The organism is Pseudomonas sp. UM16 (assembly GCF_050312595.1).
Classification (GTDB): domain Bacteria; phylum Pseudomonadota; class Gammaproteobacteria; order Pseudomonadales; family Pseudomonadaceae; genus Aquipseudomonas.
This window is the reverse complement of record NZ_JBNPJT010000014.1, coordinates 72,554-93,857: the sequence shown is the minus strand read 5'-3', so window position 1 is coordinate 93,857 and position 21,304 is coordinate 72,554. Positions and strand designations below refer to the sequence as shown.

Here is a 21,304-nt window from a genome sequence, read left to right as displayed (position 1 = left end):
TCATCATTTCAGGTTCTGGCGCAGCAGCAAGGTGCCACTACGCTGGGTAAATTCGAGTTGTTTCAGGGCACTCATGCCCAGCAATACTTGTTCGCCATCCAGCCCTGGCACTACAAGGGCGCGCACTTCGCGCAGCAGGATGTCGCCCAGTTGCAGGGTTTCCAGACGCGTACGGTAACCCTGGGTACGGCCGTTGGCGGTACTCAGGGTTACCGGGGCGCCGCGCTCAAGGGCAAGCTTGGCCGCCAACCCCTCGGGAATCGCCACATCAGTAGCGCCGGTATCGAGGAGAAAATGTACTGCCTGGCCGTTGATCTGGCCATCGGCGACGAAGTGGCCCTGACCGTTGCCTGCCAGTTGCACTTCGATAAAACCTTCACCGTGTTGCGAGCGCACCTGCGCATTGGGATTGGCCTGACGCTGCTCCCACTCACCAAAAAAGCGTGTAGCCAGGAATAACCCTGCCGCCCAGGCCAGAACCAGCAGCACTCTGCCGGCACGCTTGCCTGGTGGCTGACTCACGGCTTGGCACTCCAACCGCCGGCCGGAGCAGCAAAACGCCAGACAATAGGTCGCGATTCGCCGTCTTTGCGGGTCGCGCTGTTATTGTCCAGGCCAATCCAGGCCCCTTCGGCATCGATCACCAGCGCCTCGGCCAGGCCGAACGGCTGTGAATACAAGCGCGGCTCTGCCAATGCACCTTCGGCGTACGACCAGCAACGCTCGACCTTGGCGCGCACCGGATCACGACGGCAGATCCGATGGGCGTTGCGCTCCAGAGTGAAGAGCTTGTCGTTGAACAAGGCCAGATCGGCGAAATCCCGCGGTAGCGCCCGCGCACCTGGCATCTGCGGCGGCTGCATCTCAACCCCGGCCTCGCTGAGCAATACACAGCCATTCCCGCAGTTCCAGACCGTTTGCTGACGATTGATCAGTAGCAGGCCACGGCGCTCACGTTCGGCCGCTAGCCAGATACGATCGCCGGCCGGGCTCACCGCCAGGCCTTCGAACAAGGCATTGAAATGCAGAAGCATGCCACTGGCACGGGCCTGACGGACCATGCTCGGATCAATTTTCAACCAGTTCGGCTCACCCTCGACCGGCACCTGCAAAACGGCGGCATGGGCTTCGCTGACCACATAACGATTACCGGCGGCGTCGCAGCTGATACCTTCGAAATCCAGGTCACCACCACGCACTTGGCCAACAGCCCAGGTCCGCGAACGAATACCCCACGGCAAGCCACTCTCCGGAACCGGCGGAGCCACCAACGGCACGGACTCGGCCTGCCATACCGACTGTTTGGTATTCAGTCGGTACAACAAATCGTCGTCACGGTCGGATATCGTCCACAGTTCACCCTTGCACAGGGCCAGACCCGACAGGTTGCCACCGCGCATGCCTTCGACCGGATATTCGGCGACAAACTTCAGCTCCGGCCACGGCGCAGCCTGTGCTGACAGGGCAAATACACCAAGGACGGCTGCCAGGAGTGTACGAATCAAACCAGTACCTCTGCCAGATTGCCCTTCGACTCCAGCCAGTTCTTGCGGTCACCGGCGCGCTTCTTGGCCAGGAGCATGTCCATGATCTCGCGGGTGCCTTCCAGATCATCCAGGGTTAACTGGACCAGGCGCCGGGTATTCGGGTCCATGGTGGTTTCACGCAACTGAGGCGGATTCATTTCACCCAGCCCTTTGAATCGGGTGACCTGCGGCTTGCCGCGCTTTTTCTCGGCAACCAGGCGATCAAGAATGCCATCGCGCTCGGCTTCGTCGAGGGCATAGTAGATTTCCTTGCCCAGATCGATACGGTACAGCGGCGGCATCGCCACATAGACATGCCCAGCCTCGACCAGCGGGCGGAAATGCTGGACGAACAGCGCACAGAGCAGGGTGGCAATGTGCAGGCCGTCGGAGTCGGCGTCGGCGAGGATGCAGATCTTGCCATAGCGCAGCTGACTCATGTCGGCGGCGCCAGGATCAACGCCAATGGCCACGGCGATATTGTGCACCTCCTGGCTGGCCAGGACTTCACCGCCATCGACCTCCCAGGTGTTGAGGATCTTGCCGCGCAGCGGCAGGATTGCCTGAAACTCTTTGTCGCGTGCCTGCTTGGCCGAGCCGCCAGCGGAGTCACCCTCGACCAGAAACAGCTCGGCACGCATCGGGTCTTGCCCGGCGCAGTCCGCCAGTTTGCCCGGCAAAGCCGGCCCCTGGGTTACGCGCTTGCGTTCGACCTTCTTGCTGGCCTTGAGGCGGCGCCCGGCGTTGCTGATTGCCAGCTCCGCCAGTTGCATGCCCAGTTCAGGGTTCGCATTGAGCCACAGGCTGAATGCATCCTTGACCACGCCGGAAACAAATGCCGCCGCTTCACGCGACGACAAGCGCTCCTTGGTCTGCCCAGAGAACTGCGGCTCTTGCATTTTCATCGAGAGCACGAAGGAAATACGCTCCCAGATGTCCTCGGGCGCCAGCTTGACCCCGCGCGGCAACAGGTTGCGGAACTCGCAGAACTCACGCATCGCATCGAGCAGGCCCTGGCGCAGGCCATTGACGTGCGTACCACCCTGAGCCGTAGGAATCAGGTTGACGTAGCTTTCCTGAATGCTGTCACCGCCTTCAGGTAGCCACAACAGGGCCCAGTCGGCGGCTTCCTTGTTACCCGCCAGGCTGCCGCAGAACGGCTCGTCGGGCAGGCGCTGGAACTCGCTGACCGAGTCGACCAGATAGGAGCGCAGGCCGTCTTCGTAGTGCCACTCGACCTTTTCGCCGCTGGCCTTGTCTTCGAAGCTGACCAGCAGCCCCGGGCACAATACCGCCTTGGCCTTGAGCACGTGCTTGAGGCGGCTGATGGAAAACTTTGGTGAATCGAAATACTTCGGGTCCGGGGCAAAATACACGCTGGTGCCGGTATTGCGCTTGCCGACCGTACCGACAACTTCCAGCTCGCTGGCCTTGTAACCGTCAGCGAAGGTCATCTGGTACTCGTTGCCATCACGCTTGACCTTGACCCGAACCTGGGTAGACAAGGCGTTGACCACGGAAATACCAACGCCGTGCAAACCACCAGAGAACTGGTAGTTCTTGTTGGAGAACTTGCCGCCTGCGTGCAGCTTGGTGAGGATCAGCTCGACCCCGGAGACACCCTCTTCAGGATGGATATCCACCGGCATGCCGCGACCGTCATCGGACACTTCCAGCGAATGGTCGGCGTGAAGAATTACCTGGACCGACTTGGCGTGCCCGGCCAAGGCTTCGTCAACGCTGTTGTCGATAACCTCTTGTGCCAGGTGGTTCGGCCGGCTGGTGTCGGTGTACATGCCCGGGCGTTTGCGCACCGGGTCAAGGCCCGAGAGGACTTCGATGGCGTCTGCGTTATAGGCACTAGCGCTGGGAATGGCCATGGGGTCTCGTCGTCAGTCGTGGGTGAAAATAAGTCATCAAAATACAGAAAAATCGAGCGATTGATACTGCTGTGGGGCAATCCCGGCAAAGCTCAACAGGGCCGGCAGTCGCTCGGCAAAGCCTTGGAAACTGTGATCGCCACCGGCCTGGATACGCAGCGCACAGGCCCGATAGAACTGCTCGGCCCGGCGGTAGTCCAGGGTCTCATCGGCGGTTTGCAGCCAGACTTGATAGCGTCCGGCGTCCGTAGGCGGGGCCACTTCAAGTTCGGCCAGGGCCTGCACGTGACCCTCGGTCAGCTCCCAGGTTTCACCGGTGTAATGGTTCTGCTGAGGCCCCAGGTAACCATCGAACATCTGGTGCGGGTTGACGGCCGGGTTGATCAGCAGCGCCTTGAGCCCGTGGCGCTCGGCCAGGTGGGTGGCATAGTAGCCGCCGAGCGAGCTGCCGACCAGTAATGGCGATTCGAGCTCGGCAATGGCAGCCTCAAGCTGAGCAATGGCCTGGCGCGGGTGATGGTGCAGCGCTGGCACCTGCAGGCATTCGCCCAGGCCGATCTGCTGCATCACTGCGACCAGCTGGCAGGCCTTCGTCGAAGAAGGTGCGCTGTTGAACCCGTGAATATAGAGAATCGAACCCGACATGCCGCCCCCAAAATGCACCTGAATCGTCCGGCGCTGCCAGACAGGAAAGCGCGCATTTTAGCCTGTTCGACGGCAGATGGAGCGCTTTCACCCATTCAGCAACATTTAATAGCCATCGCCTGCATAGTCGACCGTAAACGCGAAGTCACGCACTCGCGACACCCCGGTGTCGATCGAACCATCAGTGTGCAGGCGTAGCCAGCGGTAGCCCGGGGCCTGTTCGCCGACCTTGAAGTCCTCACTACCCGGCTCAAACTGGATACAGGTGGACGGTGAGGCTAACAGTCGCACGGCATGGCGCTGCTGGTCCCATTCCTGGTGGATATGGCCCCAAAGTAAGGCCCTGACCTGTGGAAAACCGTCCAGCACAGCAAACAGCGCCTCGGCATTACGCAAACCGATCGGCGCCATCCAGGCGCAATTGATGGACACTGGCTGATGGTGAAAACAGATCAGGTGATGACGCTCAGGCGCGTCTTTCAAGGACTGCTCAAGCAACTGCAACTGGCCCTCATCAAGGCCCCCTGGGACTGATCCCGGCACCGCCGAGTTGAGCAGCAAAATCCGCCAGTTGCCAATATCGAGCACCGGGTTTAACAACTCTGTACCCTGTGCCGCCTTTTCCATCGGCAACGGCTCGTCGTGGTTACCCGCGAGCCAGCGCGCCGGGGCTTGCAGGGTTGCCGTTAGTTCACGAAAACACGTATAGGACTCTTCCGAGCCATCCTGTGACAAGTCGCCAGTGGCCAGCAGCACATCAATCCGTGGTTGTTCCTCACGCACCCTGTCGATCACCCGCTGCAGGCTGTCGCGGGTATTCATGCCCAGCAGCGTTCCTTGCGCGTCAGCAAACAAATGGCTGTCGGTCAGTTGCACCACATACACCGGTGCGTCGTTAGTGGGGATCGATTGTTGCGGCAAGGGCCGACTCCTTGAACGGATTCAGCACGATTATGGCGGCAAGCGGCACGTGAGCAAATACTCGGAAACGACCGCTGTCACATTTCAGCGAACGACAGCCAACTCATGGCCACAGGCCAGGCAGTGGCTCAGCCATTCACCCAGGAACAGGTTGAGCTGGGCTTTCTCGTCGGGCTGGTGCATCGCCGCGTTGGGGTAAGGGTAAATGCTGCGAAAGCGCCGGGCGTGTTCGGCGCTGACCACTTCGGCCATGCGCGCATCGTGGTACACCTGCACTTCCAGCTGCGGCACCGGCAGCCACGGCAGGCTGTGCTCCTGACGCACGCGAAGGGTGGTTGTATACGGACAGGCAAGCACCACATCAAGGGCCAGCACACCAAGCATCTGGTCACCCTGGGTCATGCCGATGCGGCGCGAACTCATGGCACTGCGCATGTCCGGCAACAAGCGCATCAAGCGCGCATAGTTAGCCTCGCAGGCTGCCTGCAAGCCGACCAGATCGACCCGGTAGCGTTCGCGCAACAGATTCACGACCATAGCCCCCTGACTTCATCCCGATTCAAAGCCAGCCATTGCAAGGCAATAATGGATGCCGCATTGGCGATCAGCCCATCGCGCACGGCCTGCAAGGCATCGTCGAATGCCCAGACCTTGACGCGGATATCTTCACCCTCTTCCTCCAGCCCGTGCAGGCCACCCGCCCCAACACTGCTGCACTGGCCCAGATACAAGTGGACAAACTCATCGCTACCACCGGGTGACGGAAAATATCGCGTCATCGGCCATAGCGCTTTGAACACAAGTCCAGCTTCCTCCTGCGCTTCGCGGTGTGCAACTTCTTCCGGTGCTTCATCTTTATCGATCAGACCAGCGACCAGCTCTATCAACCACGGGTTGGCGACCTTGCCCATCGCTCCAACGCGAAACTGCTCGATCAGCACCACTTCGTCTCGTACCGCATCGTAAGGCAACACACATACCGCATCGTGGCGCACAAACAGCTCGCGGCTGATCTCGCGCCCCATGCCACCAGCGAACAGCTCGTGGCGCAGGCGAACCCGATCGAGCTGGTAAAAGCCCTTGAAGCAGTTCACCCGCTCGACGATTGCAACGTCGGTGGGCACAGGTTTCAGCGTGTCTGACATGGGAATCCTCATTACCTCGTGTACTGCATCGCGCCATCCTAACTTGCGCATCGCCACGTTTCACCCCTTTAAAGTTGCCCGCTGGGCTGCGAGGATAGACAGCCTGCTGATATTCAGCTTAGTGGCGAACTGAAGGCCTTGCCGACGGTCCAAGCCCGATTACCTTTGCCTGACAAGGATCATCATGACGCTTGTGAAACTGACTGCCGTGGCCGTGCTGGCCCTGGTTCTGGGCGCCTGCCAAAGCCTGTTCCAGCCCAACATGCGCACCCCGCTGGAGGTCAAACGCGACCGCTGGGAGCACATCAAGCCCGGTTGCAACACGGCCGATTGCCCACTGGTCAATATCGACACCATTCACTTCCCGGCCAATCCAAAACTGGACGCTATCGTCGAAAAACGCCTGCTGCAGATGACCCAGGACAACCAAAATACTGCCCTGCCGAGTTCACTCAAGGCTTACGAAGACCAGTTCATGGCTACGGCCGAAACCCGCAACAGCAGCTACCTGCAAGCCAAGGTACGCGAGCAGCATGACGGACTGGTGATCATCGAGTTGTCCAGTTATCTGGACACTGGCGGCGCCCATGGCATGCCGGGTCGTGGTTTCATCAACTATTCGCGTCAGCAAGACAAGGTCCTGACCCTGCAGGACATGCTGGTACCCGGTCAGGAGGCGACCTTCTGGAAGACCGCCGAGGAAGCCCACAAGGGCTGGCTGATCAGCACCGGCATGGACAAAGACGCCGAGTTCGTCAAGAACTGGCCGTTCCAACAGACGCCACACATCGCCCTGACCTATGGCGCGGTAGTGCTCAAGTACGAAGTGTATGCCATCGCCCCCTATTCCATGGGCCACATCGAATTGAAAATCCCCTACCCGCGCCTGAACGGTGTGATCAAGCCGGAGTTGTTTCCCGGCCGCGGCTGACCGACGGCGCCGCTAGCCAGTAAACGCACCCTGCCAGCAGCAAAGCGGGCAGGGTCGAGCCAACATCGGCAGCGTAGTGCGCCAGCAGATGATAAGTGGCAACGCCACAGGCCCATGCCAGCAAAGCGCGCCAATGCAGGCTTTGGATGGCACTGGCGTCGCTGCGACGGCGACGCACCACGAAGTGATCGACCAGCACCACGCCGAACAGCGGGGCGAACACCGAACCGATCAGCAACAGAAAGTTCTGGTACTGCGCCAGTGGCGCGAAGCAGGCGATCAAGGTGCACAGCACGCCGATGGCCAACGCCAGGTGCTCGACCTTCAGGCGTACCAGCAAGCCGGTGGAAACCGCCGCAGAATGAATGTCGGCAAAGGCCTTTTCCGACTCATCGAGCAGAATCAACAACAGCGGAATCCCAATACCGGCGCCAGCCAGGGCTAACAGCAGGGTATTGACCTCGCCCGCCGGGGCAAAAGCCAAGGTGTAGGCCACGCCCAAGCTCATCATCCAGATATTGCCGACGAAGTAGCCCAGCGCTGTGCCGAAAAACACCCGGCTGCCTTGGCGGCTGAAACGTGAATAGTCGGCAATCAACGGCAACCACGACAACGGCATAGCGATAGCAATGTCGATACCTACTGCCAGCGACATTGAGCCATCACCAGCACGCGCCCAAAGGGCGGCGAGATCAGCCTTGGCAAACAGGTTCCAGGTCAGCCACAGGCAGGCACCCAGCAACAGCCAGATACCCCATTTGCGCAGGATCTTGCGCACGAAGGTCAATGGCCCGCTGACGGCCAGCAAGGTGGCCAGAGCCCCGAAACACACGGTCCAGAGCAAGGGACTGGTCAGCGCACTATCCTCGCCAAAGGCGCGGGCGCCGAGCAGGCTGGCGGCATCACGCATGACGATGATTTCGAACGAGCCCCAGCCGATCAGTTGCAGCAGGTTGAGCAGTGCCGGAAGCCGAGCCCCGTCGCGACCCAGGCTGCGCCGCAGGGCTGCCATGGAGGAGAGGCCGGTATCGCTGCCGATCACCGCGACGGCTGCCAGCAGCAGAACACCCACGCTGGTACCGAGAATGATCGCCAGCACGGCGTTGGCCAATCCCAGGCCCGGGCCGAGCAATGCGCCGGTCTGCAAGACCATCAGGCCGATGCCAAGGGAGAACCACAGGGAACAGAGGTCGCGGCCGCTGAGGACGCGCTGCTGGTTGCTGACCGGGTGATCCGGAGAAAATTGGCTGGGTGTGCTCACAAAGGTGGTCTCGACAGGAAGAAAATTATTGTTGTTTCAGGACCTATCGCTGGCCATGCCAGCGATACGGTGTGCAGAGCACACCGCTGAATCAGCCCAGTCAGACTTTCTTGTACAACTGGCTGCCTTCCTGGCGGAACCGCTCAGCCTGCGCACGCATGCCGTCTTCGACCGCCACATCCACCGTATCAATGCGCTGGTTGGCGGCGTATTCACGCACTTCCTGGGTGATTTTCATCGAACAGAACTTCGGCCCGCACATCGAGCAGAAATGCGCGACCTTGGCCGAATCCTTGGGCAGGGTTTCGTCGTGGAACGCCCGTGCGGTATCCGGATCCAGGCCCAGATTGAACTGATCTTCCCAACGGAATTCGAAACGTGCCTTGGACAAGGCATTGTCGCGGATCTGCGCACCCGGATGCCCCTTGGCAAGGTCGGCGGCGTGGGCAGCAATCTTGTAGGTGATGATCCCGGTCTTGACGTCATCCTTGTTCGGCAGGCCCAGGTGCTCCTTGGGCGTCACGTAGCAGAGCATGGCGCAACCGAACCAGCCAATCATCGCCGCACCGATACCGGAGGTGATGTGGTCGTAACCCGGGGCAATGTCGGTGGTCAGCGGGCCAAGGGTATAGAACGGTGCTTCGTCACAGCACTCAAGCTGCTTGTCCATGTTCTCCTTGATCAACTGCATCGGCACGTGCCCCGGACCTTCGATCATGCACTGCACGTCGTGCTTCCAGGCAATCTTGGTCAGCTCGCCAAGGGTCTCCAGTTCGCCGAATTGCGCGGCGTCGTTGGCATCGGCAATCGAGCCCGGACGCAGGCCATCGCCGAGCGAGAAGCTGACGTCGTAGGCCTTCATGATTTCGCAAATTTCATCGAAATGGGTGTAGAGGAAGTTCTCTTTGTGATGCGCCAGGCACCACTTGGCCATGATCGAACCGCCACGGCTGACGATACCGGTAACCCGTTTGGCGGTTAGCGGCACATAACGCAACAGCACACCGGCATGAATGGTGAAGTAGTCCACACCCTGCTCGGCCTGCTCAATCAGGGTGTCGCGAAACAGCTCCCAGGTCAGGTCTTCAGCGACGCCATTGACCTTCTCCAGTGCCTGGTAGATTGGCACGGTGCCGATCGGCACCGGCGAATTACGGATGATCCACTCACGGGTTTCATGGATGTGTTTGCCAGTGGACAGGTCCATGACGGTGTCCGAGCCCCAACGGATACCCCAGGTCAGCTTGGCCACTTCTTCTTCGATGGAAGAACCCAGAGCACTGTTGCCGATGTTGCCGTTGATCTTCACCAGGAAGTTGCGGCCGATGATCATCGGCTCAAGTTCGACGTGGTTGATGTTGGCGGGAATGATCGCGCGACCGCGGGCGATTTCCTCACGAACAAACTCGGCAGTGATTTCTTTGGGAATACTGGCGCCAAAGCTGTGGCCTGGGTGCTGTTGGTCGAGCAGGCCGGCGGCGCGGGCTTCCTGCAGCTTCATGTTCTCGCGGATGGCAACGTATTCCATCTCGGCAGTGATGATGCCTTGGCGCGCGTAGTGCATCTGGCTGACGTTGGCACCGGCCTTGGCGCGGCGCGGGTTGCGCACGTGGGCAAAGCGCAGTTTGGTCAGTTCGACATCGGCCAGACGCTGCTGGCCGAAGTCCGACGATAGTCCGGCCAGACGCTCGGTATCACCACGGGCGTCAATCCAGGCGGAACGTACATCGCCAAGGCCTTTACGCACATCGATGACGACGGCCGGATCGGTGTAGGGGCCGGAAGTGTCGTAGACCAGCACTGGTGCGTTGGCTTCACCACCGAAGTCAGTCGGCGTGTCGTCGAGGCTGATTTCACGCATAGGCACGCGGATGTCCGGGCGCGAGCCTTCGACATAGATTTTGCGCGAGCGGGTGAACGGCTGTACGGACTGTTGGTCGACCTGGGCCGACTCACTCAGATTGGTAAGGTATTTTTCTTGTTTACTCATCACAGGCTCTCCAGACGGCTTCCTAGCAGTGGAATGTCGGGGTAGAACCTGAAAGGCACGGACGCACCATGAGTGGTGCTGTGCCAAATGCGCGGTGATGCCTGCAGCTGTAGAAGCTGGCTCGACATTTCCGGACCTGACACAAGAGATTCGCCGGGAAAGCGAGAAATCTTGTTCCCTACGCAGGCGCTAACCTGATCAGGTTCAACGGGATCCGGATTATCCGATCTCAGCCTCAACGCAAGGCACCCCGACAAGAACGCGCCCAGTCTAGACTGGACGCAACTGCAATGCCAATAGTACAAACACGGGCACGATAAATGGCGCAAATGGCAGATTGTTGCAAAGTGCCCGCGCATCTACACTCTCCGGCTCAGAAACACTCAATTGTTCAAGGACCGCCCTATGCTGCGCAAACTTTCACTGGCCTTTGCCGTGTCTTGTGCTATCAACGGAATGGCCTGGGCAGCAGACGCGCCCTTGTCAGCGAAAACCGATCTGGTCAGCGTTTACCAGGAAGCTGTGGACAACAACGCCGACCTCGCGGCCGCCCGCGCCAACTATGGCGCGCAAAAGGAAGTGGTTCCTCAGGCCCGTGCCGGCCTGCTGCCAAATCTCTCGGCCGGTGCCGAGATGCTGAATTCCCGGACCAAGATCGACGATCCATCGATTACCTCCAACCGCAGCGGTAACTCCTGGTCTGCGACCCTGGCCCAACCGGTCTTTCGTGCCGATCGCTGGTTCCAGTTGCAAGCCGCCGAAGCCGTCAACGAACAAGCCGCACTGGAGCTGTCGGCAACCGAGCAGAATTTGATCCTGCAAAGTGCCGAGAACTATTTCGCCGTCCTGCGCGCCCAGGACAATCTGGCGTCGACCAAAGCGGAAGAAGCTGCGTTCAAACGCCAGTTGGACCAGTCCAATGAGCGTTTCGATGTGGGGCTTTCGGACAAGACTGACGTCCTGCAATCCCAAGCCAGCTACGACACCGCCCGGGCCAATCGGATTGTGGCGCAGCGCCAGGTCGACGACGCCTTCGAAGCCTTGGTCACCCTGACCAACCGCGACTACAACGCGATTCAGGGCATCCGTCACACCCTGCCGGTGCAGGTGCCAGTCCCCAACGACGCCAAGTCCTGGGTAGAAACCGCTGGCAAACAGAACCTCAACCTGCAGGCAACCAACTACGCCGTCAGCGCCGCCGAAGAAACCCTGCGCCAGCGCAAGGCCGGGCACGCGCCAACCCTTGATGCGGTAGCGCAGTACCAGAAAGGCGATAACGACAACCTTGGTTTCAGCAACCCCAACCTCACTGGCCAGAACTACAGCGGTGACGTCGAGCAGACCACTATTGGCCTGCAACTGAACATTCCGATCTACAGCGGCGGCCTGACCAGCTCGCAAGTGCGCGAGGCGTACCAGCGTTTGAGCCAGAGCGAACAGCAGCGTGAAAGCCTGCGTCGTCAGGTGGTGGAAAACACCCGCAACCTGCACCGTGCAGTCAACACCGACGTCGAACAAGTGCAGGCGCGCAAGCAGTCGATCATTTCCAACCAGAGCGCCCTGGAAGCCACCGAGATCGGCTATCAGGTCGGTACCCGCAATATCGTCGACGTGCTGGATGCCCAACGCCAGCTGTACACCTCGGTGCGTGATTACAACAATACGCGCTACGACTACATCCTCGACAACCTGCGTCTGAAGCAGGCAGCGGGCACCCTGAGCCCACAGGACCTGACCGACTTGAGCCGCTACCTGAAACCAGACTACAACCCGGACAAGGACTTCCTGCCGCCGGACCTGGCAGCGGCGGCACAGGCTAACTTCGACGCCCGGCCTTAACAGCCATCGCCAGCAAGTCCGGCTCCCACAGCAGAAGATTCAGCGGGAGTCGGTATTGCCGGCGAAAGAAAGCGGCGCCTTACTAAATCAAGCGCCCCAACCCGTCCAGCAAACGCCGTAACGCCCCCTGATTGGCCTTCATCACCGCCCGCCCCGCTTCACCCATACGTTGGGCGTCCTGCGGCAGTTCGATCAAGCGCTGAACGTGTGCCGCCAGTCCCTGGGCATCATCCACCTCCTGCAGTGCCCCGGCTTCGCGCAGCATCGCCGCGATCTCCAGAAAATTGAACAGGTGTGGGCCGCTCAGCACCGGCAACGACAGCGCTGCAGGCTCCAACAGGTTGTGGCCGCCATTGGGCACCAGGCTGCCACCGACAAACGCGATATCGGCCAAGGCATACAGAAACAGCAGCTCACCCATGGTGTCGCCGAGCAACACGGAGGTGTCAGCCGTGACCGGCTCGCCACTGGAGCGACGGACCGTCGCCAGTTGTTGCCGGCACAATTCGAATACACTGTTGAAGCGCTCCGGATGACGCGGCACCAGAATCAGCAAGGCATCGGCATGTTGCTCAAGCAACCTCCGGTGGGCAGCGAGGATTATTTCATCCTCGCCCTCATGGGTACTCGCAGCGATCCACAGGGGGCGCTGACTGGCCTGCCATTGCGCGCGTAAATCGCGGGCACGCGGCAGCAACTGCTCATCGATGCTCAGGTCGAACTTTATTGAGCCGGTTACCTGCACGCATTCGGGTCGAGCCCCCAATTGGTGAAAGCGCTGCGCTTCGGTTTCGGTTTGCACGGCAATCAGACTCATCTCGGCCAGCATCGGTCGGGTAAGACCAGTAAAGCGCGCATAGCCCCGTGCCGAGCGCTCGGACAACCGCGCATTGGCCAGGGCTACCGGAATGCCACGCTTGGCGCACTGGTGGATATGGTTGGGCCACAGCTCGGTTTCCATGATCACTGCCAACTTCGGCTGGACGTGATCGAGAAAGCGCCCGGCCGCCCACGGCAGGTCATAGGGCAGGTAGCAATGCTGAATCCGTGGCTCATCGGCAAACATCGCCCGCACCCGCTCGGAACCGGTCGGGGTCATGCAGGTAATGGTGATCGGCAGCTGTGGATAAGCCTGCAGCAGGGCACGGATCATCGGCGCGGCGGCAATGCTTTCGCCAACCGACACGGCATGCACCCAAATCCCGCCTTTGTGCATGGCTGGCAGATTGCAGGCAAAGCGTTCGCCGATACGCTGGGCATAGGCTGGGGCCTTGCGCGAACGCAGGAACAGGCGCAGCGCAACCAGCGGCAGGCCCAGGTGAAACAGCAGGGTATAGAGTGTTCTGTTCATGGCGCCGAAGTGTACTAGCCAATGGCTCGCAAGTGCACTGCGAAGCGCTCGGCCAACCACTGCGCTGCGGGCCCAAGGGGTTCATCACGGCGCCAGACCAGCTCTACCACCAGTGCCGGTGGCGTCCACTCGCAACTCAGCTCGACCATCTGCGCATGGTAAGTCGGGTACTGCACCACATGCCGCGGCAACCAGGCCCAGCCCAGCCCACGCATCAACAGCTCAGCCATGGCGTAGAAACTGTCAGCGCGCCAGATCTGAGGGCTGATCGGCTCGCCCCCGGGATAGCCGCTTTGCTGTGGGGCAATCAACAACTGCCGGTGCCGCGCCAGTTGCTGACGATTGACCTTGCCCAGTTGTGCCAACGGATGGTTAACGGCGCAAACGGTGACCATCTCCACATGCCCCAGCGCACGCCGCTCCAGCGCTTGCGGCATACGTTCATGGTGAAACAGCAAGCCCAGGTCGGCACGGCGTTCGACCAGCTTGCGTGCGACATCGCCCTGAGCACCACTGGCCAGTTGCACTTCAAGCATGGGGAAGTGCTGGGCCAACTCATCGAGACTGTCGATGACCGGTTGGTAGGGCATGGCTTCGTCTTGAGCAACACGCAATTGCGCTTCCTGCCCGCGCATCAATGCCAGCGCTCGGCCGTCCAAACGCTCGCACTGGCGCAATAACTCGCGGGCATCTTCCAGCAGCGCCGCACCAGCCTCGGTCAATCGCGGCTGGCGGCCACTGCTACGCTCGAACAGCGTTACGCCCAAATCGGCTTCGAGCAAAGCAATAGCATTGCTCACCGCCGATTGCGCCTTGCGCTGGGCACGGGCGACGGCCGAAAACGAGCGCAGCTCGGCCACCCCAACAAACAACCGAAGCTGCTCCAGATTCCACTGTTCGGCCATGCAACCTATCCCCAGAAAAGATAGGTAATGACTTTACCCCATCCAGGCTTGCTCTAAAATGCCCAGCCAGAACAGAGGAACCACCATGAACGCCTACACCTACCTGGCTATCGCCATCTGCGCCGAAGTCATTGCCACCGCTTCGATGAAAGCCGTCAAAGGCCTGAGCACGCCACTGCCGCTGCTGCTGATGGTCTGCGGCTACGCTGTGGCGTTCTGGATGCTGACTCTGGTGGTGCGCAGTATTCCGGTGGGAATCGCCTATGCCATTTGGTCAGGGCTGGGTATTGTTCTGATCAGCATCGCCGCGCTGGTGATTTACGGGCAGAAGCTGGACATTCCAGCAATGCTCGGCATGGCCATGATTGTCGGCGGCGTGGTGGTGATCCAGGTGTTCTCGAAAACCGCCGGCCATTGATTCTGCTCACAGGCTGTATACTGGGCTTCTGTCCAAGCTTGTGAGGTGCATGCATGCCATCCGTTATTTCCACCGACGTGTTGATCGTCGGCGCAGGGGTCGCAGGCCTCTGGCTCAATGCTCGTCTGCGTCGCCTGGGTTATTCGACGGTCGTGGTGGAACGCGCCAGTCTCGGTGGCGAGCAGACCCTCAAATCTCAGGGGATCATTCATGGCGGCGCCAAATATGCCCTGCATGGCGCGCTGACCGGCGCGTCTGAAGCCATTGCCGATATGCCACGACGCTGGAGCGAGGCCTTGGCCGGCACCGGCGAGCTGGACCTCAGCGGTGTGCGCCTGCTGTCCGATGCTCATTACCTTTGGTCACCCGGCACCATCGCCGGCAATCTGACCAGTTTCTTCGCCAGTAAGGCTGTACGCGGTCGCGTTGACCAGGTCAAAGGTGAGCAATTGCCACCAGCCCTGCAAGACCGTGCCTTCAAGGGCAAAGTCTATCGTCTGGCGGAGCTGGTGGTCGATGTGCCCAGCCTGCTGGCCCGACTCGCAGACCTCGCTGGCGACAGCCTGCTCGCTGGCGAGCAAATCGAACCGCTGCAGGAAGCCGGAAAACTGTTCGGCCTGCGCGTCGATGGCCGCGAAATCCGTGCCCAGCGCGTCGTTCTCAGCGCCGGCGCGGGCAATGCCGCGTTGCTGGAGGCGATTGGCCTGAGCAAGCCCGCCATGCAGCGTCGCCCATTGCATATGGTCATTGCCAAAGGCGCCAGCCTCAAACCGCTGTATGCCCATTGCCTGGGCGGTGGTCCAAAACCGCGCATCACGGTGACCAGTCACCCTGCGGCCGACGGCCAGTGGGTCTGGTACATGGGCGGCGACCTCGCCGAAGCCGACGGTGTGGCCCGCGAACCCGAAGCGCAGATTGCTGCTGCCAAGAAGGAAGTTGCCAGCCTGCTGCCTTGGATCGACTTGAGCCAAGTGCGCTGGGCCACTGTGCGCATCGATCGCGCTGAACCGGCACAGTCTGGCCTGGTGCGCCCAGACAACGCCTTCCTTGCCGAACAGGACCACCTGCTGGTCGGCTGGCCGACCAAACTTGCGCTGGCACCAGACTTTGCTGACCGGGTTCTGGCCAACCTTGAACGTGATGGCATCAAGCCCAGCGTGCACGCTGCCCTGCCCGATCTGCCCAAGCCGCCGCTGGCCGTGCCGGTCTGGGAGCAATTGCTGCCATGAGTCTGGCCACCCTTCACGATCTGCACCGTCCTTTGGGCAGTACTGGCCTACGCGTTTCACCGCTAGGCCTCGGTACCGTCAAGTTGGGCCGCGATCAAGGAGTCAAATACCCCAACGGTTTCACCATACCCGACGACCAGCAGGCTCGCCTGCTGCTGGCCCAGGCGCGTGAGCTGGGCATCAATCTGATCGATACCGCACCGGCCTATGGCCGCAGTGAAGAGCGCCTCGGCCCGCTGCTTCGCGGCCAGCGTGAGCAGTGGATCATCGTCAGCAAGGTGGGCGAAGAGTATGACGACGGCCAGTCTCGCTTCGACTTCAGCGCCGCGCACACACGGCTCTCCATCGAACGTAGTCTAAAACGCCTGGAAACCGAGCATATCGACCTGGTGCTGGTCCATTCCGACGGCAACGACCTGCACATCCTCGAACACGAGGAGGTTTACCAGACACTCGAAGCCTTGAAACAGGAAGGCAAGATCGGCGGCTTCGGCTTGTCCGGCAAAACCGCAGCGGGAGGTTTGAAGGCGCTGGAGCGCGGTGATTGCGCAATGGTCACCTACAATCTGAACGAACGGAGCGAGCGCGTGGTGCTCGACTATGCCGCCGAGCATGGCAAAGCCATTCTGGTGAAAAAGGCGCTGGCCAGCGGGCATGTGTGCCTGAGCCCAGGTGTTGACCCGGTGCGCGCCAGCTTCGAGCTGTTGTTTGCCCACCCTGGCGTGAGCAGTGCCATTGTCGGCACTATCAACCCTGTACACCTGGCCCATAACGCGGCTACTGTTGCCGCCATACTCAAGAGCTGACGCCAACGCCGCCGTCGCGGCCGACCCCAACGCAAGAAGGAGCCGACATGCCGCGAACGCTGATCCGCAAAAACCCAAGCATCTTCAAGACACTGCCCCTGCATGTCGAAGCCAGCCCTGAGGGACTGTGCTATCAAAGCATCGGCAAGCCGCAGAATTTCGCCCAGACCCAACAGCGGCGCAAGCAGATTCAGTTACAAGACAGTCAACGCTTTGCTGTTGAACTGGCCAATCTCGGCGTGTCCGTACGCCTGACGCTGCATTGGCAAAACCGCGATTACTGGGTACTGGTGCGCCAGCGTCGGCAGGATCGTGGTGATGTAGTGCTCAAGCTTATTTCCGGCTATGTCCCGGCCCAGGAACTCAACCTGCCGCTGCACACGGCTATCCAGGAAGTCGCTGAAGAGTGCCTGTTGGAAACCCCGGAGGGCTGGCTTGGAGGTCGTTTCAACGATACCTGGCTGCCGGCACCCTATGCCGACGCCCTGCATTACCGTGAAGCACTGCCGTTCATCCTCACGCCACAGTCGGGCGCGGCAAGGCCTGTGCGCTGCGCCAACCTGCAACTACTGGAGCGGCCGCGGGCCTATGTGCACCTGCCGACGGCCTCGTTGCAACTGATCTACGACCTGCGCCTGCAGGTGCCACGCGAAGCAAAATCCCTGAGCTTGTTTCATGTCGATGAGCGCCTGGAAGGTGACCAATTGGTGGCCCGCCTCAATCGTAGCCGTCCTGACCTGTACCTGATGCCGCTGGAAGATGGTCACCCCCGCGCCGAGCTGTACACGCTGAAGAAGGACCGCTTGCTGCCCGCAAGCACGCGTGGGCTGTACCTGGCGGAAAGTTTCGCCCGGCAAGAAGGCTGGCTTGTCAGGGATGAGCGGATTCGCTGGAAAGACTGGGTCAGCCAGCAAGGGCTGGCAGCGCCCAAACCCGACACCGGATTGCAGCGATTGACGGGCAAAGCGCGGGAACTACTGCAGATGGCGCGCGGGTTACATAAGTAGTTATGTGAGAGCCCGCAAGGCCTGTTCCCAGAGTGGGAACAGGCCTTGCCACGCGATTTTCTCGTCAATGCTTGCGGATTTTCTCGACGATGGCCGTGGTCGAGCTGTTCTCAACCAGCCCCAGCACTTTCACCGTGCCACCATACGCAGTGACGATGTCGGCGCCGACCACTTGGTCGATACCATAATCGCCACCCTTGACCAGCACATCCGGCTTGACCTGGCTCAGCAGGTTTTCCGGCGTACCCTCAGGGAAGCTGATGACCCAGTCCACCGCCCCCAGCCCAGCGAGCACAGCCATGCGTCTGTCAACGCTGTTGATTGGTCGGCCCGGCCCTTTCAGGCGACTGACCGAAGCATCGTCGTTGACTGCAACGATCAGTCGATCACCTTGGGCACGTGCCTGCTCCAGATAGGTCACATGACCGGCATGGAGAATGTCGAAACAACCATTGGTGAAGACAATTTTCTCGTTGTGAGCACGGGCATCATCAATCGCCAGCAACAGCTGATCAAGGCTCAGCACCCCGCGCTCAGAACCCTCCTCACGCTGGATCGCCCGGCGCAGTTCGGGTGCGCTGATAGCCGCGGTACCAAGCTTGCCAACTACGATGCCAGCAGCCAGATTGGCAAGGCCCACGGCATTCGGCAGCTCTTCACCGGCGGCGATGGCGGCAGCCAGGGTCGAAATCACTGTGTCTCCAGCACCGGTGACATCGAACACTTCACGGGCACGGGCTGGCAGGTGCAGGGCTGGATGACCCGGGCGCAGCAGGGTCATGCCGTGCTCGCCACGGGTGACCAGCAAGGCCCCCAGCTCCAGCTCATTCATCAGTTGGGCACCCTTGGCGACCAGCTCCGCCTCATCGGCGCAGCGCCCGACGATGGTTTCGAACTCGCTGAGGTTCGGTGTGATCAGGCTGGCACCACGGTAAATCGAGAAATCCTTGCCCTTGGGATCGGCCAGGACCGGAATCCCTTTGGCTCGCGCTGCCTGGATCAGGCTCTGATGGTTCTTCAGCGCACCTTTGCCGTAATCCGACAACACCAGGACCTTGACCCCTTCGAGCAGGGTATCAACTTCAGCACCCAGTGACAGCGGATCGGTGGCGAAGGGTTCTTCAAAATCGATACGCAGCAGTTGCTGGTGTCGGCTCATGACCCTTAACTTGACGATGGTCGGCTGGTGCGCAATGCGCTGGAAAATCGAGCGGACACCCGCCGCTTGCAGGCTGTTGGCCAGGCTGTCGGCGGCTTCGTCCTGGCCGGTGACACCGATCAGAGAGGCAGGAGCACCCAGGGCGGCGATGTTCAAGGCAACGTTGGCCGCACCACCAGGACGGTCCTCGATCTGTTCGACTTTGACCACCGGTACCGGGGCTTCAGGCGAGATCCGTGAGGTACCGCCATGCCAGTAGCGGTCGAGCATGACATCGCCCACCACCAGTACCGGGGCTTGATCGAAACGCGGCATGGACAACTTCATGGGCAACCCATATATACAAAATTAACAGGGGCGGATATTAGCACAGGCGAGGCAAAGGCTTGATTACCGCCGTGTCGACAAGCTATTGCAGGCAATGACCGGAGCCCAGGATGGACTCCGGCGACAGGCTCAGGTGATATCGGCCTTGGCCGGTTCGTCCAGGCCCATGGCATGGAGCCTGGCGTAGTAGCCGTTGGCAGCCAGCAGCTCAGTATGGGTGCCGCGTTCGACCAGCTTGCCCTGATCCATGACCAGGATCATGTCAGCCTTCTCGATGGTCGACAGGCGGTGGGCGATGACCAGCGTGGTACGGCCTTTCATCACATGATCCAGCGCTGCCTGGATGTGCCGCTCGGACTCGGTGTCCAGGGCCGACGTGGCTTCATCGAGGATCAGCAGCGGAGCATTCTTGAGCAAGGCCCGGGCAATCGCCAGGCGTTGGCGTTGGCCGCCGGACAACAGCACACCGTTCTCACCCACCTGGGTATCGAAGCCCTTGGGTAGCTGATCGACAAACTCCTTGGCATAGGCATCAGCGGCCGCCGCCTCGATATCCGCACGCGGCGCACCAGCCAGATCACCGTAAGCGATGTTATTGGCCACGGTATCGTTGAACAGCGTGACATGCTGAGTCACCTGCGCCACATGGCGGCGCAGGTTGCGCAAACGATAGTCTTCGATCTCTACGCCATCGAGGAGGATCTGCCCCTGATCATGGTGATAGAAACGCGGAATCAGCGCAGCCAGCGTTGACTTGCCACTGCCCGAACGCCCCACCAGGGCAATCATCTGCCCCGGTTCAGCGGTGAAGGAGATATCAGACAGCACCTGACGCTCAGTACCTGGGTAGGTGAAGTTCAAGTTGCGCACTTCAAGACGCCCCTCCACTCGCTCCAGCTCAACGCTACCGTTATCGACTTCGGGGGCTTCATCCAGCTGCTCGAAAATACTTTCGGCACCGGCCAACCCTTTCTGGATCGTCGAGCTGACTTCCGACAGCTGACGGATCGGTTTGGGCAGCAGGCCTGCGGCAGTGATGTAGGCGACCAGATCACCTGCGGTGGCATCCCCGCGAAGGAACAGCACCAGGAACATCAGCGTGGCCATGGCAGAGTAGATCACCAATTGCAGCATCGGCGTGTACACCGCCCCGGTCTTGGTCATGCGCAATTGCTTGTCAGTGTTGCTCTGACTGGCATTGGCAAAACGCTGCTGCTCGTAGCTCTCACCGCCAAAGCTACGGACTACACGGTAGCCCTGAATAGTTTCCGAAGCGACGTGGGTGACATCACCCATGGCCACCTGGATTTTTTTGCTCTGCTTGCGAAATTTTTTGCTGGTGGTACTGACCATCATGGCGATGACCGGCAGGATAGCCAGCATCACCAGGGTCAATTTCCAGTTCATCCACAACAGGTAGCCGAACAGGAAGACCACGGTCAGGCCTTCACGGATCACCACCTTGATAGCATCGGTGGCGGCGCCGGTAACCATGGTCACGTTGAAGGTGATACGCGAGATCAGGTGCCCGGAGTTGTGGTTGTCAAAGTAGCGGTTCGGCAAGACCAACAGCTTGTTGAACAACTCAACGCGCAAGTCATGAACCAGCCCGAGAGAGACTTTGGCCAGAAAGTAGTTACCCAGGAATGACCCCAGACCTTGCCAGGCGGCGATCAACACGATCAGCAAAGGCACAGCCTGCAACAGCTGCAGATCTTTCAGGTACGGGACATTCGGGAACAACACCGCCTGAGGGTTGCTCAAGCCGTCGACGAAGTACTTGAGAATCCCGGCCAACATGGGCTGGGTCGAGGCGAAGATGATGAAACCGAGAATACTCAGCATAAAAATGCCGATGTAGGGTTTCACATAGCTCAGTAGCCGGAAGTAGATTTTCAGGCTGGAGCTGCTCTGCTGCTCCGCCTTTAGCGGTGTTTCGGCCATCATCGAGCTCGCTGTTCGGA

Annotated in this window: 19 protein-coding genes and 1 riboswitch; of the genes, 6 read left to right on the top strand and 13 right to left on the bottom strand. The window is 60.4% G+C overall.

The window, feature by feature from the left end; all coding sequences use genetic code 11:
* Positions 1-3 precede the first annotated feature (3 nt).
* The 7 genes from ACQRAX_RS17785 to ACQRAX_RS17755 form a co-directional block, all read right to left on the bottom strand.
* Positions 4-522 carry a retropepsin-like aspartic protease family protein gene (locus tag ACQRAX_RS17785; RefSeq protein ID WP_412040575.1) on the bottom strand — a complete coding sequence of 173 codons (519 nt, stop codon included), beginning with the start codon at positions 520-522 and terminating at the stop codon, positions 4-6.
* Positions 519-1,505 (bottom strand): esterase-like activity of phytase family protein, encoded by a 987-nt coding sequence (locus ACQRAX_RS17780; protein ID WP_412040574.1) that lies wholly within the window; start codon positions 1,503-1,505, stop codon positions 519-521. The genes ACQRAX_RS17785 and ACQRAX_RS17780 overlap by 4 nt, the downstream gene beginning before the upstream one ends.
* Positions 1,502-3,406 carry a DNA topoisomerase IV subunit B gene (parE, locus tag ACQRAX_RS17775; RefSeq protein ID WP_412040573.1) on the bottom strand — a complete coding sequence of 635 codons (1,905 nt, stop codon included), beginning with the start codon at positions 3,404-3,406 and terminating at the stop codon, positions 1,502-1,504. The genes ACQRAX_RS17780 and parE overlap by 4 nt, the downstream gene beginning before the upstream one ends.
* A 36-nt stretch (positions 3,407-3,442) precedes the next feature.
* Positions 3,443-4,051 (bottom strand): YqiA/YcfP family alpha/beta fold hydrolase, encoded by a 609-nt coding sequence (locus ACQRAX_RS17770; RefSeq protein WP_412040572.1) that lies wholly within the window; start codon positions 4,049-4,051, stop codon positions 3,443-3,445.
* 105 nt (positions 4,052-4,156) lie between these two features.
* Complete coding sequence (gene cpdA / locus ACQRAX_RS17765) at positions 4,157-4,972, bottom strand: 3',5'-cyclic-AMP phosphodiesterase (protein WP_412040571.1); 816 nt, start codon at positions 4,970-4,972, stop codon at positions 4,157-4,159.
* Between the two features lie 84 nt (positions 4,973-5,056).
* Positions 5,057-5,509, bottom strand: coding sequence for a DUF1249 domain-containing protein (locus ACQRAX_RS17760; RefSeq protein WP_412040570.1), 453 nt, complete (start codon positions 5,507-5,509; stop codon positions 5,057-5,059).
* Entirely contained in the window at positions 5,500-6,117 is a 618-nt protein-coding gene (locus ACQRAX_RS17755; RefSeq protein ID WP_412040569.1) for an NUDIX domain-containing protein, read from the bottom strand. The genes ACQRAX_RS17760 and ACQRAX_RS17755 overlap by 10 nt, the downstream gene beginning before the upstream one ends.
* Positions 6,118-6,301: 184 nt before the next feature.
* Here ACQRAX_RS17755 and ACQRAX_RS17750 point away from each other — a divergent pair, with 184 nt between their 5' ends.
* A complete protein-coding gene (locus tag ACQRAX_RS17750) occupies positions 6,302-7,048 on the top strand; it encodes an RsiV family protein (protein ID WP_412040568.1) in 747 nt (248 codons plus the stop codon).
* On the opposite strand, the gene cytX is transcribed toward ACQRAX_RS17750, so the two are convergent.
* Together cytX and thiC are read right to left on the bottom strand one after the other, a co-directional pair.
* Complete coding sequence (cytX, locus tag ACQRAX_RS17745; RefSeq protein WP_412040567.1) at positions 7,017-8,309, bottom strand: putative hydroxymethylpyrimidine transporter CytX; 1,293 nt, start codon at positions 8,307-8,309, stop codon at positions 7,017-7,019. The two genes, ACQRAX_RS17750 and cytX, sit on opposite strands and share 32 nt — an antisense overlap.
* A 100-nt stretch (positions 8,310-8,409) precedes the next feature.
* Positions 8,410-10,299 (bottom strand): phosphomethylpyrimidine synthase ThiC, encoded by a 1,890-nt coding sequence (thiC, locus tag ACQRAX_RS17740; RefSeq protein ID WP_412040566.1) that lies wholly within the window; start codon positions 10,297-10,299, stop codon positions 8,410-8,412.
* A gap of 158 nt (positions 10,300-10,457) precedes the next feature.
* Positions 10,458-10,562: riboswitch (TPP riboswitch) on the bottom strand.
* A 142-nt stretch (positions 10,563-10,704) separates the two neighbouring features.
* On the opposite strand from thiC, the gene ACQRAX_RS17735 reads away from it, so the two are divergent.
* Positions 10,705-12,138: a TolC family outer membrane protein gene (locus tag ACQRAX_RS17735; RefSeq protein ID WP_412040565.1), complete on the top strand. Its 1,434-nt coding sequence runs from the start codon at positions 10,705-10,707 to the stop codon at positions 12,136-12,138.
* Positions 12,139-12,220: 82 nt separating this feature from the next.
* On the opposite strand, the gene waaA is transcribed toward ACQRAX_RS17735, so the two are convergent.
* Both waaA and ACQRAX_RS17725 read right to left on the bottom strand, forming a co-directional pair.
* Positions 12,221-13,489: a lipid IV(A) 3-deoxy-D-manno-octulosonic acid transferase gene (gene waaA / locus ACQRAX_RS17730; protein ID WP_412040564.1), complete on the bottom strand. Its 1,269-nt coding sequence runs from the start codon at positions 13,487-13,489 to the stop codon at positions 12,221-12,223.
* Between the two features lie 14 nt (positions 13,490-13,503).
* Positions 13,504-14,394, bottom strand: coding sequence for a LysR family transcriptional regulator (locus ACQRAX_RS17725; protein ID WP_412040563.1), 891 nt, complete (start codon positions 14,392-14,394; stop codon positions 13,504-13,506).
* Positions 14,395-14,479: 85 nt separating this feature from the next.
* Between ACQRAX_RS17725 and ACQRAX_RS17720 the strand changes: the two genes are divergently transcribed.
* From ACQRAX_RS17720 to ACQRAX_RS17705, 4 genes are read left to right on the top strand one after another with little or no spacing between them, the layout of a single operon-like run.
* Positions 14,480-14,812: a DMT family transporter gene (locus tag ACQRAX_RS17720; RefSeq protein WP_136478440.1), complete on the top strand. Its 333-nt coding sequence runs from the start codon at positions 14,480-14,482 to the stop codon at positions 14,810-14,812.
* Between the two features lie 53 nt (positions 14,813-14,865).
* Complete coding sequence (locus tag ACQRAX_RS17715) at positions 14,866-16,041, top strand: NAD(P)/FAD-dependent oxidoreductase (RefSeq protein WP_412040562.1); 1,176 nt, start codon at positions 14,866-14,868, stop codon at positions 16,039-16,041.
* Positions 16,038-16,847, top strand: coding sequence for an aldo/keto reductase (locus ACQRAX_RS17710; RefSeq protein WP_412040561.1), 810 nt, complete (start codon positions 16,038-16,040; stop codon positions 16,845-16,847). The genes ACQRAX_RS17715 and ACQRAX_RS17710 overlap by 4 nt, the downstream gene beginning before the upstream one ends.
* A 47-nt stretch (positions 16,848-16,894) precedes the next feature.
* Entirely contained in the window at positions 16,895-17,854 is a 960-nt protein-coding gene (locus ACQRAX_RS17705) for a metal ABC transporter ATPase (protein WP_412040560.1), read from the top strand.
* A 64-nt stretch (positions 17,855-17,918) separates the two neighbouring features.
* Here ACQRAX_RS17705 and hldE read toward each other — a convergent pair whose 3' ends face one another.
* Together hldE and msbA are read right to left on the bottom strand one after the other, a co-directional pair.
* Positions 17,919-19,340: a bifunctional D-glycero-beta-D-manno-heptose-7-phosphate kinase/D-glycero-beta-D-manno-heptose 1-phosphate adenylyltransferase HldE gene (gene hldE, locus ACQRAX_RS17700; RefSeq protein ID WP_412040559.1), complete on the bottom strand. Its 1,422-nt coding sequence runs from the start codon at positions 19,338-19,340 to the stop codon at positions 17,919-17,921.
* 129 nt (positions 19,341-19,469) lie between these two features.
* Positions 19,470-21,284, bottom strand: coding sequence for a lipid A export permease/ATP-binding protein MsbA (gene msbA / locus ACQRAX_RS17695; RefSeq protein WP_412040558.1), 1,815 nt, complete (start codon positions 21,282-21,284; stop codon positions 19,470-19,472).
* Between the last annotated feature and the right edge of the window lie 20 nt (positions 21,285-21,304).

Bases quoted from the DNA above. Each gene is read 5' to 3' on its own strand.
- parE (WP_412040573.1), bottom strand. From the start codon at position 3,406: ATGGCCATTCCCAGCGCTAGTGCCTATAACGCAGACGCCATCGAAGTC.
- ACQRAX_RS17770 (WP_412040572.1), bottom strand. From the start codon at position 4,051: ATGTCGGGTTCGATTCTCTATATTCACGGGTTCAACAGCGCACCTTCT.
- ACQRAX_RS17760 (WP_412040570.1), bottom strand. From the start codon at position 5,509: ATGGTCGTGAATCTGTTGCGCGAACGCTACCGGGTCGATCTGGTCGGC.
- ACQRAX_RS17755 (WP_412040569.1), bottom strand. From the start codon at position 6,117: ATGTCAGACACGCTGAAACCTGTGCCCACCGACGTTGCAATCGTCGAG.
- ACQRAX_RS17750 (WP_412040568.1), top strand. From the start codon at position 6,302: ATGACGCTTGTGAAACTGACTGCCGTGGCCGTGCTGGCCCTGGTTCTG.
- thiC (WP_412040566.1), bottom strand. From the start codon at position 10,299: ATGAGTAAACAAGAAAAATACCTTACCAATCTGAGTGAGTCGGCCCAG.
- ACQRAX_RS17735 (WP_412040565.1), top strand. From the start codon at position 10,705: ATGCTGCGCAAACTTTCACTGGCCTTTGCCGTGTCTTGTGCTATCAAC.
- waaA (WP_412040564.1), bottom strand. From the start codon at position 13,489: ATGAACAGAACACTCTATACCCTGCTGTTTCACCTGGGCCTGCCGCTG.
- ACQRAX_RS17725 (WP_412040563.1), bottom strand. From the start codon at position 14,394: ATGGCCGAACAGTGGAATCTGGAGCAGCTTCGGTTGTTTGTTGGGGTG.
- ACQRAX_RS17720 (WP_136478440.1), top strand. From the start codon at position 14,480: ATGAACGCCTACACCTACCTGGCTATCGCCATCTGCGCCGAAGTCATT.
- ACQRAX_RS17715 (WP_412040562.1), top strand. From the start codon at position 14,866: ATGCCATCCGTTATTTCCACCGACGTGTTGATCGTCGGCGCAGGGGTC.
- ACQRAX_RS17710 (WP_412040561.1), top strand. From the start codon at position 16,038: ATGAGTCTGGCCACCCTTCACGATCTGCACCGTCCTTTGGGCAGTACT.
- ACQRAX_RS17705 (WP_412040560.1), top strand. From the start codon at position 16,895: ATGCCGCGAACGCTGATCCGCAAAAACCCAAGCATCTTCAAGACACTG.
- hldE (WP_412040559.1), bottom strand. From the start codon at position 19,340: ATGAAGTTGTCCATGCCGCGTTTCGATCAAGCCCCGGTACTGGTGGTG.
- msbA (WP_412040558.1), bottom strand. From the start codon at position 21,284: ATGGCCGAAACACCGCTAAAGGCGGAGCAGCAGAGCAGCTCCAGCCTG.